At 59.7% G+C, this 15529-nt stretch carries 18 protein-coding genes, 2 tRNA genes and 1 pseudogene; 11 read left to right on the top strand and 10 right to left on the bottom strand.

Annotation, left to right across the window (positions count from 1 at the left end):
• Window positions 1-94: 94 nt before the first annotated feature.
• Window positions 95-964 carry a DUF2497 domain-containing protein gene (locus AC25BC_RS08315; RefSeq protein WP_012757227.1) on the bottom strand — a complete coding sequence of 290 codons (870 nt, stop codon included), beginning with the start codon at window positions 962-964 and terminating at the stop codon, window positions 95-97.
• Window positions 965-1102: 138 nt separating this feature from the next.
• On the opposite strand from AC25BC_RS08315, the gene AC25BC_RS08310 reads away from it, so the two are divergent.
• A complete protein-coding gene (locus AC25BC_RS08310) occupies window positions 1103-1276 on the top strand; it encodes a hypothetical protein (RefSeq protein ID WP_164902756.1) in 174 nt (57 codons plus the stop codon).
• A gap of 21 nt (window positions 1277-1297) precedes the next feature.
• Here AC25BC_RS08310 and AC25BC_RS08305 read toward each other — a convergent pair whose 3' ends face one another.
• Window positions 1298-1963: a protein-L-isoaspartate O-methyltransferase family protein gene (locus AC25BC_RS08305; protein ID WP_171815684.1), complete on the bottom strand. Its 666-nt coding sequence runs from the start codon at window positions 1961-1963 to the stop codon at window positions 1298-1300.
• Between the two features lie 479 nt (window positions 1964-2442).
• Between AC25BC_RS08305 and AC25BC_RS08300 the strand changes: the two genes are divergently transcribed.
• Together AC25BC_RS08300 and AC25BC_RS08295 are read left to right on the top strand one after the other, a co-directional pair.
• A complete protein-coding gene (locus tag AC25BC_RS08300) occupies window positions 2443-2745 on the top strand; it encodes a hypothetical protein (protein ID WP_012757225.1) in 303 nt (100 codons plus the stop codon).
• A 388-nt stretch (window positions 2746-3133) separates the two neighbouring features.
• A complete protein-coding gene (locus tag AC25BC_RS08295; RefSeq protein WP_128439355.1) occupies window positions 3134-3457 on the top strand; it encodes a hypothetical protein in 324 nt (107 codons plus the stop codon).
• Here AC25BC_RS08295 and AC25BC_RS08290 read toward each other — a convergent pair.
• Window positions 3454-3651 (bottom strand): annotated as a pseudogene (locus tag AC25BC_RS08290) (non-homologous end-joining DNA ligase); the annotation flags it as partial. The gene AC25BC_RS08295 and the pseudogene AC25BC_RS08290 overlap by 4 nt on opposite strands.
• A gap of 287 nt (window positions 3652-3938) precedes the next feature.
• Between AC25BC_RS08290 and AC25BC_RS08285 the strand changes: the two are divergent.
• Complete coding sequence (locus AC25BC_RS08285; protein WP_012757223.1) at window positions 3939-4142, top strand: hypothetical protein; 204 nt, start codon at window positions 3939-3941, stop codon at window positions 4140-4142.
• A gap of 119 nt (window positions 4143-4261) precedes the next feature.
• On the opposite strand, the gene AC25BC_RS08280 is transcribed toward AC25BC_RS08285, so the two are convergent.
• A tRNA-Cys gene (locus tag AC25BC_RS08280) sits at window positions 4262-4335 on the bottom strand.
• Window positions 4336-4597: 262 nt separating this feature from the next.
• Between AC25BC_RS08280 and AC25BC_RS08275 the strand changes: the two genes are divergently transcribed.
• Window positions 4598-4936, top strand: coding sequence for a KTSC domain-containing protein (locus AC25BC_RS08275; protein WP_003538940.1), 339 nt, complete (start codon window positions 4598-4600; stop codon window positions 4934-4936).
• On the opposite strand, the gene AC25BC_RS08270 is transcribed toward AC25BC_RS08275, so the two are convergent.
• Window positions 4933-5256: a hypothetical protein gene (locus tag AC25BC_RS08270; protein WP_012757222.1), complete on the bottom strand. Its 324-nt coding sequence runs from the start codon at window positions 5254-5256 to the stop codon at window positions 4933-4935. The two genes, AC25BC_RS08275 and AC25BC_RS08270, sit on opposite strands and share 4 nt — an antisense overlap.
• A 96-nt stretch (window positions 5257-5352) precedes the next feature.
• A complete protein-coding gene (locus tag AC25BC_RS08265; RefSeq protein ID WP_041935515.1) occupies window positions 5353-5670 on the bottom strand; it encodes a membrane protein in 318 nt (105 codons plus the stop codon).
• A 117-nt stretch (window positions 5671-5787) separates the two neighbouring features.
• Between AC25BC_RS08265 and AC25BC_RS08260 the strand changes: the two genes are divergently transcribed.
• Together AC25BC_RS08260 and AC25BC_RS08255 are read left to right on the top strand one after the other, a co-directional pair.
• Window positions 5788-5862 (top strand) — tRNA-Asn (locus AC25BC_RS08260).
• 939 nt (window positions 5863-6801) lie between these two features.
• Entirely contained in the window at window positions 6802-7056 is a 255-nt protein-coding gene (locus tag AC25BC_RS08255; protein WP_017993759.1) for a hypothetical protein, read from the top strand.
• Between the two features lie 259 nt (window positions 7057-7315).
• Here AC25BC_RS08255 and AC25BC_RS08250 read toward each other — a convergent pair whose 3' ends face one another.
• Window positions 7316-7495: a hypothetical protein gene (locus AC25BC_RS08250; RefSeq protein WP_080518543.1), complete on the bottom strand. Its 180-nt coding sequence runs from the start codon at window positions 7493-7495 to the stop codon at window positions 7316-7318.
• A 74-nt stretch (window positions 7496-7569) separates the two neighbouring features.
• Window positions 7570-7746 (bottom strand): hypothetical protein, encoded by a 177-nt coding sequence (locus AC25BC_RS08245; protein WP_012757220.1) that lies wholly within the window; start codon window positions 7744-7746, stop codon window positions 7570-7572.
• 85 nt (window positions 7747-7831) lie between these two features.
• On the opposite strand from AC25BC_RS08245, the gene AC25BC_RS08240 reads away from it, so the two are divergent.
• Both AC25BC_RS08240 and katE read left to right on the top strand, forming a co-directional pair.
• Window positions 7832-8728, top strand: a complete 897-nt coding sequence (locus tag AC25BC_RS08240) for a hypothetical protein (protein ID WP_012757219.1) — start codon at window positions 7832-7834, stop codon at window positions 8726-8728.
• A gap of 206 nt (window positions 8729-8934) precedes the next feature.
• Entirely contained in the window at window positions 8935-11052 is a 2118-nt protein-coding gene (gene katE, locus AC25BC_RS08235; protein ID WP_012757218.1) for a catalase, read from the top strand.
• 198 nt (window positions 11053-11250) lie between these two features.
• Here the strand turns inward: katE and AC25BC_RS08230 are convergent, their stop codons facing one another.
• Together AC25BC_RS08230 and AC25BC_RS08225 are read right to left on the bottom strand one after the other, a co-directional pair.
• Window positions 11251-12000 (bottom strand): SDR family oxidoreductase, encoded by a 750-nt coding sequence (locus AC25BC_RS08230; RefSeq protein ID WP_012757217.1) that lies wholly within the window; start codon window positions 11998-12000, stop codon window positions 11251-11253.
• A gap of 101 nt (window positions 12001-12101) precedes the next feature.
• Window positions 12102-13100, bottom strand: a complete 999-nt coding sequence (locus AC25BC_RS08225) for a zinc-dependent alcohol dehydrogenase family protein (protein ID WP_012757216.1) — start codon at window positions 13098-13100, stop codon at window positions 12102-12104.
• Between the two features lie 27 nt (window positions 13101-13127).
• Here AC25BC_RS08225 and AC25BC_RS08220 point away from each other — a divergent pair, with 27 nt between their 5' ends.
• Together AC25BC_RS08220 and AC25BC_RS08215 are read left to right on the top strand one after the other, a co-directional pair.
• Window positions 13128-14174, top strand: coding sequence for an AraC family transcriptional regulator (locus AC25BC_RS08220; RefSeq protein WP_128439354.1), 1047 nt, complete (start codon window positions 13128-13130; stop codon window positions 14172-14174).
• Window positions 14175-14407: 233 nt separating this feature from the next.
• A complete protein-coding gene (locus AC25BC_RS08215) occupies window positions 14408-15499 on the top strand; it encodes an extracellular catalytic domain type 1 short-chain-length polyhydroxyalkanoate depolymerase (protein WP_012757214.1) in 1092 nt (363 codons plus the stop codon).
• Window positions 15500-15529: the final 30 nt, after the last annotated feature.

Below are 15529 nucleotides of genomic sequence, written 5' to 3'. Positions count from 1 at the left end.
GAGGATGGCCGTTTGTAAATAGGATGGTCACGACCAAGTCAATAAAAAAGCCGCCCCGGAGACCGGAGCGGCTTTTCAAGAAAAAGCAATCCGATCAGCGGCGCGGGCCGCGCGCCACGCGCTCAATTTCTTCGCGCACCAACCGCTCGACCAGTGTCGGCAGATTATCATCAAGCCATTCGCGCAGCATCGGGCGCAGCATGTCCTCTGCGATCTCGTCCAGCGAGCGGCGCTCGGCACCGTCGATCGCGGCGGCGAGCTCTTCGAAGGAGCGGCTGATCTGCAGGCCGGCATCCTCCGAAAGCAGCGTCGGCTGGGCCTCGTCCATGACGCTTGGCAGGAAACGGTCGGTCGAAGACTGAGCGGGTTCCATGGCCGGCAGCGTTGTTTCGACGGCAGGCGCAGGCTCGGCGACGGCGACCCTTTGCGTTTCCGTAAACACCGGCTCGGCCGGCTGCTGGATCGCAACATGCTGAACGGGCGCTGCGGCATTCGGGAAAACAGGCTGTGCCGGCTGCGGTTGCGGTGCCGCGGTGCGCGGCGGTTCCGGCATCACGGAAGGCTGCGGTTCGGGCTGACGGAAGCCGCTCGGAATTTCGCGCAAAGCTTGACCGGCCTGCACGGCGCTGCGCTCGGAGGCGGCGCGCACGCGGGCGGCGACATCGGCCAGCGACATAGCACGGGCCGGCACTTCTGCTTCGGGGGCGGTGCCGGCCGAATTGGCGGCGACGAAACGCGGATCGGAGGAGCGCATGACCGGTTCGGGGAATTCCACGCCGGCATAGGTATCGTCGACCGTCAGATGAATTTCGGAGCCGTTGTCATCCTCGTCGGCGCCGTAGACCGGCGGCAGGGACGCGGAAATCGCCTTGCCGGCGCCGGGCTCATTGCTTTCGATGATCTGGCGGATGGAGGCCAGAATTTCTTCCATGGACGGTTCACGCGCTACGCTTGGCTGAGCCATTTCTATCCCCGTTATCCCAAAACAACGACCGGATGGTGTGGAGCATTCATCCGAATCACCACGACCTTAGAATACCCCAGGCGTGAAAAAAATCATCGCGAATCAAATGAATGCGGCCATGCACAGTTTTGTTACCTGATGTTTGCCACCCGCAAAGCCTATCGCGATTTTGCGGCGGCGACATTTCATGAAACAGTATTTGAAGCGCATAACATCCGTCCGATCCGCCGTGGCGGCGTCAGGATAGGCGGTGTTTGTGAAGGCTTTCCAGCGGCGCTGAAAAAAACGGGCGCCCATGGCGCCCGTCGCTGAACGTCATAGACAAGAACGATGTCAGAAAACGAATTCGCGCGCCTTGGCGAAGCCCGGCAGCGGCTTGACCGAGGCGTTGAAGAAGACGTTTTCCGAAATGGCGCCGCGCTCGGCGACGAAGACCTTGGCGCGAGCGGCATTGCCGTAACCTTCGACGGTGATCAGACGGCCACCATCGCGCAATTGACCGAGAAGGGCGGCCGGAACCTCTTCGACCGCGCCGTTGATGAAGATCAGATCATAGGGAGCGCCGGCAGCGTAGCCGTTTTCGAGCGGGCCGGCCACGACCTCGACCTTGGCGTAGCCGGCAAGTTGCGCCTTCGCTTCAGTGGCCAGCGTCTCGTCGCATTCGAGCGCGATGACGGAGCCGGCAACGATCGACAACAGCGCCGAAGTGTAACCCGTGCCGCATCCAACCTCGAGCACGAAGTCGTCCTTGGTGATCGCGGCCAGCTGCAACAGCTTGGCGAGGGGCGACGCTTCCATCAGGAAGCGGGCCGGCTTTCCCGATGCGGCTGCGGAGATCTCGACATCGTTGTCGATGTAAGCCAGCAGCTTCGCCTTCTCCGGAACGAAAGCCTCACGCGGCACCGTGAGAAACGCCGTCAGCACGGAATGCGAGGTAACGTCCGTCGTGCGAACCTGGGTATCGACCATCTTTACGCGCGCTGCTTCGAAATCCATCATGTCCTCTCGCTCTTGAAAAGCGGTTCCTGTCCCTCGTCTCTTAATCCCCGCCACGGATGCTTTCAAGGCTTGGCAGGCGCCGGCGAAAAGAATCCGGTAGGCGCCTCCTCCGCGCCACAGGGGCGGGATGGACGCTGCAACTCCAGCGTGGAATCTTTTAGCCCTTCATGTTATGATCTGCAGCGGAGGAAATAGGAGGAGCAGGCCATGTCTGCGATTTTCGAGTATTTCACGCTGTTCGATTTCTTCATCGTCGCAGCGCTCATCGGCATATTCTGCTGCGGGCTGTTGGACGGCGAAACGACTTGGAAGCGATAGGGCGACGAAACTCGCTCGGAGATACCCCTGCATGGCGTCTGCGGCAATGATGCCCGGCGCAGGCCTGACATACGTTCGTTTCCGTTGAAATCCAGCCCCGACAGCCGCACGCGCATTAACGTTACGTCAACCATTTTGTTGCGGCGCCCTCGCCTTGCGCTATGGGTGTGCGCATGCAAACCTTCATGATCCAATCGCGCGGCATAGAAGCGCTTCACTACAATGCCGATGCCCGCCTGCTGCTGATCAAATACAGCAGCGGTGACATTCGCAGCTTCACCCGCATTTCGCCGCAAGGCATGCGGCGGCTTCTCGGCGCCGGCCCCGAAATCGATAACGGCCCCGAATTGAGCGATCTGCAATATCAGGCGCAAATCCGGAAAGGCGGCCTGAAGGCGCTCTACCGCCTCACGGGGATCAATCCGTTACAGTTCGATTTTTCGCCCGGCCAGCGGGTCTGGTAGCATCGCAAACGCCAATGCCGCACCGCTGAGCCAGCAGCGTTTCACATAGATTATGTCATGCGGAAGATGTTCGAGGCCTCGCCCGGGAAGGACGCAAGCGGGCGGAGTCAAATGGTCACCGAGATTATCGCCACACCTCCGCCAAAATATTTCTCATTGGAAATCAACGGCGGCTGCCACACCCTACCACACCTCAAGTGAATGCAAAGCTCGCAGAGATGCCGGTTCCGAAGGCAGCATCGTCCCCACCGATGCACATCATCTCTGAAACTCAAACACCTGTTGAACAACCGCGCACTTGGTAACCAATGTCACAAAAGTCCAGAAATAGTGCTTGCGCAAATTACTCGCGTGGGCTGTAGCTAATTACTTGGGTGGGGGAGAATTGATGAACATAATTAATCACGCAGGCATGTCCTCTGCGGCTGCCATAGCGTCACTGGACGAGGATGTTATTCAGCTTCTGTATATGACTGCGAAGGAAGTCGATCTCTGCTGTCTCATGACTGACGGGGAATGGGAAGACTACGACAAAACTGTTGTAAATCGCGCATGCGATCTTGGCCTCGTCACCATTCATAGTCCTGGTGGCGGGTGGAGTTACGTCACGGGTTGGCGGCTCACAAAGCTCGGCAAAGAAACAATAGGAATCCCGTACAAGCTTAGCGTCCTATCGCGTCTTCTGGCATTCGTCACCCGCGTTGAACGCTAGTCGATCTCATAAATCGCCGCATTGTCCTGCAGCTCGCGAAGCCCCCTGAACTGGCGGAGCTTGCCGTCATCCGTCCATGCCCTGTATTCGATCTCGGCGATCAGCGTCAGCTGTAATCAGACGACGTCCCTCCGCCTGCCGTCATAGGGAACCGCCGTCGTCTTTCGCTTGACCCTGTCCATCATGCCGCGCAGCCCGCCTCGTCGAACCTTTCGCCGTCCTTACAGACGGCCACGCGACGGCGACGCCCAAGGAGCTGGCTCTCAGATCATCGAACACCATGATCGCGCTCTAAGGCCACTCTGTGTGTCGCTATTTTGATATTCACCGGCTTCCGAGTGCCTGATGTCTCGCAGCTCGGCCCGCAGCACCGTCGCAGGGACATGTTCAAGCTTCGCTTGCCGGCCTCGACCATCTCACCGCCAATTCTGTTCGGCAGAGCCTCGCGACCGACGTCGCTTGTAACGAAGCGACCTCGAGCATGCTGTTGGTCGCTTGTAACGAAGCGACCGGCAGCATGCTCGAGGCGATGCTCGGCTGGGGCGATGGAAAGACCTCAAGAATTTATACGAAAATGCCGATCGCGCGCGCCTGGCACGACAGACTTGTCGCGGGAATCAACTGGGATGGCGTCGGTACCAAACTGCTTGCGCTGACCGACGAAAGCGCCGTGGCGAACGGATAAACCGGGAACACATTGCCACACCCTGCCTTTGGCGTGGCGGAACGATTCAAGTCCAAGCGGCCACACCTCGAAAATTATCGAGGCTTTTGCAATAGTTTATCGCTGTGGTGAAAAGATGTTGGAGGCCTCGCCCGGAATTGAACCGGGGTACAAGGATTTGCAGTCCTCTGCGTCACCACTCCGCCACGAGGCCTCACGCGCTCGTTATCTGAGCCGTGGCGAGCGTTTAGAATGATCGTAAGGAAATCGCAAGAGGGCATTTCGGAAAAACGCTATTCGGCAGCTGCCGAAACGACCATTTTTCCATCCCGAAACGGAGCGGGCGCGGGCTGGAATTTCCGCGGCCGTGACGATGCCCCATTTCCTGCCAATGATGGCATTTGAAACAAATTCTTGACTTGACTTCGATCACCGTCCGGGACTCAATTACCCGCGGGAGGGTATAGGAGCTTGAGATGGATTGGGCTGCCCTCAAATCGAAGCGCGTGCGTGCAGCATACGACGCCGAAACCCGGGATCTGCATGTAAAATTCCCTGGTTCTCCGCCGGTGAAACATGCGGATATTCCGCCGCACGTCCACCAGAACCTGCTGGAAACGGACGATCCTTACTTCTATTACCAGTACTATATAGCGCCGTCTCGCGTATCACCGGGCCCTCGACAACCGGCCTCCGTGGCGTCCTACGCAGTGAAGCTCGTCCTTCTCCTTGCCGCCTGCAGCCTGCTGATGACGACCGGCCTCGATCCGGACCACGGCGGAACTTTCGAGGAAAGCGAACTCAGATCCAACTAGACGCGAATTTGCAGCCCAATCTCAAGGCCTGCGACAAGGCGGCTGGTTCCGGCGTCGAAATTCTCGCTCCTGTTCTGAGAACGGTAGCGCCGATTATCCCGCTCGCGGTCGTTCCTCCCATCGCGCTCATTCCGGCCGTTGAAATTGCGATAGTTACGTGGCCCGTTGTAGCTGCCGCCTTGACCGTGGTCGACCACGCAGCCTTCAGGACGGCGACAGATGCCGCGAGCGTCAAAACCGCCGCTGTCTACTTGGGCCTCGGCGGAAACGCCTGAGAGAAGCGCCGCTGCCGACAGGACGACAACAAAAGATACCTTCATTTCCTCACCTGGACCATTGTGACGCGATTTTGCGTTTTACATTGCATAAACCACGAATGCGAAAAGCCACCCACAGTTCCACGCCCTCCTTGCCGATCAGCCACCCGGTTTTCGCCGCCTGTGCCACCAGACCGCCAGCCGTCGCCGAAGCCGGCGCGCGAACGGCAGATCGTGCGAGAGCACGAGGAAGCCGAGCGGCAGCATCCAGAAGCCGAGGATGGGCAGGAAACCCAACACGCCGCAGAAAATGAGGGCCATGCCAAGCGCCATCCGCGCGATGCGCGAGCGTGGCATGCCGATGCTGAAAGAGCCGAGCATAAGCCTGCCGCTTGCATGATCGATGCCGAAGCGCACCGCCCGAGCCTTGCGCTTCTCGCCGCCTCTCGTCTCCTGACGATCGTTCACATTTGTCATTCCCCAGAGATGGGCGCAGGCATCCCAAATACAAGTTCATTTCATTTTTTTGAAAAAACCGCTTGGCAAATCGGGAAAGCGTTTGTATTAGCCCACTCACACCGCGCCAAGCAGTGATCCCTGGTAGCTCAGCGGTAGAGCATTCGACTGTTAATCGACAGGTCGCCGGTTCGAATCCGGCCCGGGGAGCCATTTTTCAAGTTAAGCGCCTGTTTCGTTGATAACTCCGACTGCAGGGGCTTACTTCCCCACTTTCCCTCCCGCTTTTGAAAGCGATTTAGTCGAATTTGGGGGTCAATAAATTTTCTTGTTAATTTCTTCTGAATCTTGAATCCGCTGTGATACTCAGGTTTTGCGGGCGCCCCGATGATCGACTGGACGGATCAGCCACGCAACTAGCGCCCTCAGAGCGCGTGTCGTACTTCTCGTCGTACCGTGGCTATTGCGCCTCCCTCACCTAGCCCTAATTCAGCACCCCGCTAATCCTTGCGAAAATTCACGAGGCGCATAAATTCAATCTATCAGATGGCTTTTGCTGGTGACCACGGATGTACTGGCACCGTGCTGATGCAATCAAAGACGGGTCGGCGCGAGCATTCGCCCGACCCTTTCTTTTTAGCCAAGACCGTTCTGTGGTAATCTCTTGGCAGCGCAGCTGGTCAGACCCGGACAGGTAGCGACGTAGATTGCCAAGCCGCATGTCCTTGTGCCGTGGGCAGTTGCCCTCGGTCTTATGAGGCTTGCACAGCCCGCACGACGCCTTGCGAGGACGCTTTCTTTTGTGATGCATGTCCATCTCCGAACGAAATCGGTGCGCCCTGATGGCGCACGCGTATGTGTCGGAGATGAGAAAGCGCTCGCTTTGTCATGGTGCCGTTATATCACGGGTTGGGAGCGAGAGAAGACCGTCGGCGCTGCCCTTGGCCCACCGCGTTTTGAACGCAGACTGTAAATAGAAAACGGGATCAGCCCGGCGCCTATCATTCCAATCTTCATCAACGGCCTCCTAAGCTATGGAATATACCGCCATCCGCGCGCACATCGCCGTCAAGCCGGCAGCCTCATCATGCGCTGTTACGATGGATAGGCAACCGCTGGCCAAAAAACTGCCGGCGGTGTACAGCAAACGCCATGGCGCTAGATCCTGAAAAAGCATTTTTAGATTACAGTGCGGCGGACTGCAGCGTGCAGTTTTGGACCGCCAACGCACCGGCCGTGCAATTCACGTCTTTGGAAGCCGCCGTCAGGTTCGCAAAAGACCATGGCGGCAGGTGGGAAGAGATTGAGATAACAGTCCATCTGCCGCGCGAGGACATCGTATTCGCCACCGGAAAAGTGCATCAACTCATTGATGCTTTACCAGGTGACCTCCGGAAAAAACCGTAATGAAGTGGATCGGCAGTCAATAGGACCGCCGACGCTCCGCCGGGCGCAGCGAAACACATACTATCGCCACAGCACCGGGATAAATCACGGCCATGGCTTTGGGTATGGCGATAGGAATCGGAATAGGCGCCGCAGTCGGGCCGACGCTGTTCGATGACGCCGCGATCGGCGCCGCCGTCGGGGCTGTCATCAAACGGAAATGACCGCCCGCCTGACGCTCCGGACGATCCCGTTCATTGTACGGGCAAGGCGACCACCTCTAATAGCTGCACGAACGGCCGTCACCGGGTCGGAAGCCATCGGCGCAGGCCGGGTTCATCGAATCTCCCGGCTGATATCCCGATGCCGAGCCATATGAATTCGGCGGCGTCGAGCATGCCGAGGTCATGGCGGCAAGACTGATTACTCCGGCTGCTACAAATGCCCGAAATCTCTTCATCGATTCCTCTCCAGTTTAGGCTATGACCGAGTGATGAGAGCTTCTGCTCTCTCCTGCCAAGATCACCTTGTTCCTCAAGATATGGCGCTCTCTTCGCCGGACGTCAGCTCCGAACGCGCAAGATTCTTATCGATCTCGATCAGCTCCGCATGAAGATCGTCGATGACCAAGCCGGCCGGGAACAAAGACCGTGGTTCAAAGTTGAGTGGCATCAACCACGTAACGTCAGTCTCTGACAGGAGGTCTTTCATGGGTCGCGGTATTCTGCTTTGGCTGCTTGGTGTTCCACTGCCGATCATCATCCTTCTTGCTCTGTTTGTGCGATAGGGACAGATCATGTCGGTTTCAATGACAGGTTCCGGAGAGATTGCTACTCCGGTCGAATCCTCCAAATCCGCCATGACATGGGGGCCTATCTTCGGAGGCGCCGCTGCTGCCATCGGAGTGACCCTCATTCTTTTGCTGCTTGGATCCGGGGTTGGGTTGACGATGGTGTCGCCTTGGTCGGGGCAAAGCAGTTCGCTCGGCACGGTCGGGGTCACGGCGGCGATCTGGCTCGTTGTCGTCCAATGGCTCTCCTCAGGGCTCGGTGGCTATATCACCGGCCGGCTGCGCACGAAGTGGGCAGCTGTCCATACGGACGAAGTGTTCTTCCGTGACACCGCGCATGGCTTCATCAGCTGGGCGCTGGCGACGATCTTCGTTGCCGGCTTTCTAGCCTCGTCGCTGACCTCGCTTGCCGGTGCAGGCGCACAAGCCGTGGGTTCGGCGGCCACCGCCGCAGGTACGGCGGCGTCCTCGGCGGCATCGACCGCGGATCTGCCCACCGCCTATTTTACCGACGCTTTGCTGCGTCCTGAACAGGCCCGTGCTGGAGCAACATCCGATGATACCGCAGCAACAGCAGAAGTCTCCCGCATCCTCCTCAACGGTGCGGCCGCGGGCCAGATCCCGGATGACGACAAGGCCTATCTTGCCACCATCGTCTCTGCTCGCACCGGTCTTTCCGAGGCCGATGCGCGCACCCGCGTCGACACTGTGCTGAAGCGCATCGACGACGCCAAGGTCGCCGCCCAGAAAGCCGCCGATGAGGCACGCAAGGCTGCCTCCACCACGGCATTGCTCGGCGCGTTGTCACTTCTGATCGGGGCTTTCATCGCTGCCGCCGCAGCAGCGTTTGGCGGGTCGCAACGCGACGAAGAGGAAGACCTCCTCGTCACGCCCCGGATCTAAGGCCCGAGGCTCAGGATCAACGGAAACCGGGGCGCGGGGTCGAAAGGCCCCGCGCCCCATTTATGTGGAGCCATCCCCGGCTCTGCTGTGGTTGGATCATCGTCCGCCCCCAGGCCTTTTTCTCAGTGGCGGTTTATTTCGCATCGGGCGGAACATGTGGCCGTTGGCGAGCTTCGGTTAGGTAAATCCCTTTCCGGAGAATGTAGATGGCCAAAAAGACCTCCCAAACCTCGCCCTCGGACAACGCAACGATCCACGATCAGAAACTGCACCGGGGTGCAGGCGGCGAGCTTCATCAGTTTGCCGAAGACGGGATGCCGGTTCTGACCACAGCGCAAGGCGGTCCGGTTTCCGACGATCAGAATACGCTTCGCGTTGGCGCCCGCGGCCCCGCGCTCATCGATGACTTCCATTTCCGCGAGAAGATCTTTCATTTCGACCACGAGCGCATTCCCGAGCGGGTCGTGCATGCGCGCGGTTACGGCGCCCATGGCTACTTCGAAACATATGAATCCCTGGCCGCCTATAGCCGGGCCGATCTTTTCCAGCGGCCCGGCGAAAAGACGCCGGCTTTCGTCCGGTTTTCGACCGTTGCCGGCAGCAAGGGTTCCTTCGATCTGGCGCGCGACGTGCGCGGTTTCGCCGTGAAGATTTACACCCAGCAGGGGAATTGGGACCTGGTCGGCAATAATATCCCGGTTTTCTTCATTCAGGACGCGATCAAATTTCCCGACGTCATCCATTCCGTAAAGCCGGAGCCCGACAAGGGATTCCCGCAGGCGCAGTCGGCGCATGACAATTTCTGGGACTTCATTACGCTGACGCCCGAAAGCATGCACATGATCATGTGGGTGATGTCGGACCGCGCCATTCCGCGCTCGTTCCGTTTCATGGAGGGTTTTGGCGTTCACACCTTCCGCTTCGTCAACGCGGCTGACGAATCGACCTTCGTCAAATTTCACTGGAAACCGAAACTCGGCCTGCAGTCCGTCGCCTGGAACGAGGCAGTCAAGATCAATGGGGCCGATCCGGATTTCCATCGACGCGACCTCTGGCAGTCGATCCAGTCGGGAGCCTTCCCGGAATGGGAGCTCTGTGTACAGCTTTTCGATCAGGACTTCGCCGACACGTTCGACTTCGACATCCTCGATCCGACGAAGCTCATTCCCGAGGAGATCCTTCCGGTCAAACCGATCGGCCGTCTCGTGCTCGACCGAATGCCCGAGAATTTCTTTGCGGAGACCGAGCAGGTCGCGTTCATGACGCAGAACGTTCCCCCCGGCATCGACTTCAGCAATGATCCGCTGCTGCAGGGACGAAACTTCTCCTATCTCGATACGCAGTTGAAACGTCTGGGCGGTCCGAATTTCACCCATCTGCCGATCAACGCGCCGAAGTGTCCCTTCCATAATTTTCAGCAGGATGGCCATATGGCGATGCGCAATCCTGTTGGGCGCGTCAATTACCAGCCGAATTCCTGGAATCAGGGGCCGCGGGAATCGCCGGTTCAGGGCTATCGCCACTTCCAGGCCGAAGAACAGGGTCCCAAGGTTCGGCTGCGGCCGGAAAGCTTTGCCGATCATTACAGCCAGGCCCGGCAGTTCTACATTAGCCAGACTCCGCCGGAACAACGCCATATCGCCGCGGCGCTGATCTTCGAACTGAGCAAGGTCGAAACGCCGGTCGTTCGTGAGCGTATGGTCTCGCATCTCTTGAACATCGACGAGACGCTGGCCAGCAAGGTCGGCCACGCCCTCGGCTTCAAATCGATGCCGAAGCCTGCCGATGCAGCCATGCCGACGAGGCAGGATCTCGAGCCGTCGCCGGCGCTCAGCATCATAGAGCGCGGTCCGAAGCGGTTCGAAGGACGCAAGCTCGGCATTCTTGTCAGCGATGGCACCGATGCCGCTATCTTCAAGGCGCTGCTTGCCGAGATCACCGAGCAGAAGGCAACATTCAAAGTGATCGCGCCAAAGATCGGCGGCGTGACGCTCTCGGACGACAACTGGATCGAGGCGCATCAGATGATCGACGGCGGACCTTCGGTGCTTTACGACGCCGTCGCCCTCCTCCCCTCAGCCGAGGGAACCGGCGATCTGCTGAAGGAGGCTACGGCCCGCGATTTCGTGGCAGATGCCTTCGTGCACTGCAAGTTCATCGGCTATGTGGAAACAGCGCTACCGCTCATGCAGAAGGCCGGAATTGCCGATTCACTGGATGAGGGCGTGATTGCGCTCGGAGCGGCGAAGGATGTCACGGCTTTTATCAAGGCGCTTGGCAAACTGCGTGTCTGGGGCCGGGAGCCATCGGTCAAATTGAATTGACTGACTCGTCGCCGCCGTCCGCGCCCGGGAATGCCCGTTGTAATCATAAAACCCGCGGAAACGCGGGTTTTATCTCACGCTGATTGTGTTGCAGCCGTGTGGGCTCCGGTCCTAGGAAACCTTGCAGCAGGCCAGGAGGCTTAACGGCGGAATCGCCGACAACGCACCCTGTTCTCACCTTTTCCAGCCGCCTAGAGCTTATACCTGTCCCATTCCACCATCGACGGGAAGGTCGATGCCGGTCACGAACGAACTGTCTGCGCTTGCCAGGAACAGCGCGACGGTGGCCGCCTCTTCCGGCCTGCCGACCCGGCCCATCGGCATCTGGGCAAGCATCGCGGGTAGCCCTTCCTTGATGGCCTCGGCCGGGACGCCCAGCTTGCCGAAGATCGGAGTCTCGACCAGCCCGGGGCTGAGCGAGTTGACGCGAATCTTCCGATGTTTGAGGTCGGTCGTCCAACTGCGTGCAAAGGACCGTACGGCCGCCTTGGTCGCCGCATAGACCGAGTGCATCGGGGTACCCTTGCCATGCGCCACAGAGGCGTTGAGAATCACCGATGCCCCATCGCTGAGCAGCGGCAGCGCCTTCTGCACGGTGAAGAAGAGACCGCGAACATTGGCGTTGAACTGGGTGTCGAAATCCTCAACCGTTACCGCCTCGAACGGCGCGAGATTGTTGACGCCCGCGTTGGCAAAGATCACGTCGATCCTGCCGAAACGCTTGCCGACCTCCGCATAGAGCGCGTCCAGCGCGTCCAGGTCCGCGACATCCGCGACGATCGCCGCCGCGCTGCCGCCGATTTCGGCGGCGGCTTTGTCGAGCGCATCCTTATTGCGCCCGACGATGACGACCGTTGCGCCTTCCTGGGCGAAGAGCTTGGCTGACGCCAGGCCGATGCCGCTCCCGCCGCCGGTGATCACGGCGACCTTGTCAGTCAGTTTTGCCATTTCGTATGCTCCATGTAATGAGAAGGTGGGATAAAGCGCGTCGGAACTGCGCGGTTAGATTGCTTTCTGGGCGATATATACCGCCCTGGGATGCAGATCTCTCAGCCCTCATTGGTGATGACGACCTTGCCGAACACGTTGCGTTTGCCGAAATGCTCGAATGCGGCTTTGCCGTCGGCGAGCGTGAAGCGGCTGTCGATCACCGGGCGGATGCCATTCTGCGCGACGGCGGCGATCACGTCTTCCAGATCCAGACGATTGCCGGTGGCGATCGTCTGGAACCGCGCGAAGGTGAGGAACATGTCGAGGTAGCCGGGCATCTCCCCCTGCGACAGCACTCCCACCATCGACACCTGGCCGCTAAGTGCCACCGCTTTCAACGACTGGGCGAATGTGCCGGGGCCGCCAACCTCGACCACGCGGTCGACGCCACGCCCGCCGGTGAGCGCCTTGGCTAGCTCGCCCCAATCGGGATTCTCGGCGTAGTTGATCACATGGTCGGCGCCGAGTGCGCGCAGACGCTCCGCCTTCTCGTTCGACGAGGTCGTCGCGATCACTTCCGCGCCGCGCGCCTTGGCGAACTGCAGCGCGAACAACGACACACCTCCGGTTCCCTGCGTCAGCACGCGGTGCTGCGGACCGACGCCGGCGACCGCATTCCACCCGGTGACGGCGGCGCATGGCAGAGTCGCGGCATCGTCGAAGCTGATCGAATCGGGAATGGCGACCAGCTCGTTCTGGTCGACGGTGCGATATTCGGCCATCCAGCCATCAATCTGGGTGCCATATTGGGGCACAAATTCACGAAATGGTCCCGCATGCCAGCCCGGCATGAAATTGTTCGCCACCCGGTCGCCGACCGCGAAACGGACGACCCCCGAGCCGACCGCCTCGACGATCCCGGCGGCGTCGGACAGCTGCACCCGCCCTTCTTCGAGCGGAAAGGGCGACCAGCCGTTGATGATCGTGAGGTCGCGGAAATTGAGCGAGGTCGCCTTGATGTTAACGAGGACTTCGCCCGGACCGGGACTTGGCGTGGGCTCTTCGCGTAACTCCAGGCCGTTGACGGAGCCGATTTTCTGCAAACGATAGATCTTCATGCGCAACCTCCAGATTGTGTAAGTGATATGGTGGAGATTGACGGGATCATCTATTACGTGGAGTATGCATTTTATAACCTATCGTCCGAGATTCCCATGGACCCCTTCGATTCCGTCCTCAGCGCCATGCAGCTCCAAAGCTCGCTCTTCGTCCGCATGCGTGCTCATGCACCATGGGCGATGTCGTTCGATAGCGGCGGTCAGGCGCGGCTGATCGTCATCGCTAAGGGCCGGGGCTGGTTCACCCAAGTCGGCCACCCCCCGGTCGTTGTCGAGGAAGGCGACTGCCTCATCATCAAGCAGGGGGTCATGGGCATATTGGGCGACGCTCCGGACCGGGTCGCAGTGCCCTGCTGGCAGATTGCCGACCATGTGACGGGCGAGACGGTGTCCTTCGGTGGAGACGGCGAAGCGTGCGAGTTCTTCTCGACCCTGTTTACGTTCGACCACGCTGCGGGCGAGCCCTTATCGGCGCTGTTGCCCGATGTTGTTCATGTCGCCATGGCGAAGTCCGACGCAGGGCGGATGGTCTCGATCCTCGAACAGATCGGAAAAGAGGAGGCGCAGGCGTCGCTTGGCGGCTCCTATGTCGTCGGCAGGCTGCTCGACGTGCTGTTCATCCAAGCGATCCGAAGCTGGGCCAGTTCGGAGGGGAATATGCCCGAGGGCTGGCTCGCCGGACTGACCCATCGCCAGTTGGCGCAAACGCTGCACCGGATTCATGCCGATCTGGCGCACCCGTGGACGCTGGAGCAGCTCGCCCGCGATGTGGGGATGTCGCGCTCCACCTTTGCAGTGCTGTTCAAGTCGGTCGTCGGAGTGCCGCCGCTGACCTACATCACGACTTGGCGCATTTATCGTGCGAAACTCATTCTCGCCGCCGGCCACTCAATCTCAGCGGCGGCCGCGCAGACCGGCTATGGCACCGACATCGCCCTCAGCCGCGCTTTTAAAGCTGCGACCGGCGTGGCGCCGGGGCAGCGGCGGCGCGAGCGACGTGGCGTCGACCGTCCCGTTCCCAGTGGAGATCGATCAAGGGCGCCGGTCAGGCACCCTGTTCCGGCTGATTTGTAATCAGAAGTCATGGCGAAGACGTTCGCAGCTTTTCCGCAGGTCTTGGGATCTTTCGCCTACATTCAGGATCAAAATGTTCATGGCCCGCTGACTGCTGAAATGAGCACACGGGCAGAGTGTATTGAGAAGCTCGATGGTACGAAAAACATTGTGCACCGCAGCAACCTTTTCGTAGATTGACGCGTTTAGTTCAGCATCACCGCCATCCCGGCTGCTGATTGGCGGAGACTTTCATGAGATCTATGTCGGACACGCTCGCACGCCTTGCTGCGCTGCGAGGAACCCTTCGCGCCCAACCCACGCAGAACAACCCCGACCTGGTCGCCTTGGATGCGTTTGGCTCAAACCCCGGCGCCTTGGGGGGCTACACCTATTTGCCGTCGAAGCGGGGGAAAAACCTAGCCCTGGTCGTCGTCCTGCACGGCTGCACCCAGACTGCCGCCGGGTATGATAGCGGGTCCGGGTGGTCGCGATTGGCCGAGGACTACGGCTTCGCGCTGCTGTTTCCCGAGCAACGGCGGGCAAACAATCCAAACCTCTGCTTCAATTGGTTTAACCCGGAGGACATAAGCCGCGATCACGGCGAGGTATTTTCCATTCGCCAGATGATCGCAAAGGTCGTTGCGGAACACGGTATCGACGGCAGGCGCGTGTTCGTGACCGGGCTTTCGGCCGGCGGCGCCATGGCCGCAGCCATGCTCGCCACCTATCCCGAGATTTTTGCGGGCGGCGCGATCATCGCGGGCCTGCCATATGCAAGTGCCGGGACCATTCCCGAGGCATTCGACCGAATGCGCGGTCACGGCAGCCCAACTGCCAAGGAGCTTGAACTGCGATTGAGAAACGCTTCAGGGCACAAAGGCCCATGGCCGACATTATCGCTCTGGCAGGGGAGCGCAGACAGAACCGTCGTGCCATCCAATGCAAATGCGATCGTGGAGCAATGGAGAAATATCCACGGCGTCGACGCATCGCCGGGGCGCGTCGCAGATATCGGACGACACCAGCGAAAGGTCTGGACCGATGCTCACGGTGTCGATGTAATCGAGCTGTATACGATTGCCGGGATGGATCACGGCACGCCGCTCGATGTCGACACCGGCTACGGCGCAAGCGGCCCCTTCATGCTTGACGTCGGAATTTCATCGACCGTCGAAACTGCCAGGTCCTGGGGTCTGGTCCCCTCATTTGAAAAACGGCGCGACGCAAAACCCTCGGCTGCGCAACCGGAAAACGCCGCAGGCCCATTCGGCGCGGGCAGCGACCGGGGCGGCATCCAGAAGGTCATTGAAGATGCCCTCCGGTCCGCTGGGCTGATGCGGTAGTCATATCGCTAATTAAAGTGGAGATTTGTA

Source organism: Rhizobium sp. WSM409, from assembly GCF_057653825.1.
Note: the sequence above shows the minus strand (reverse complement) of the source record. Positions and strands in the feature narration are given on the sequence as shown.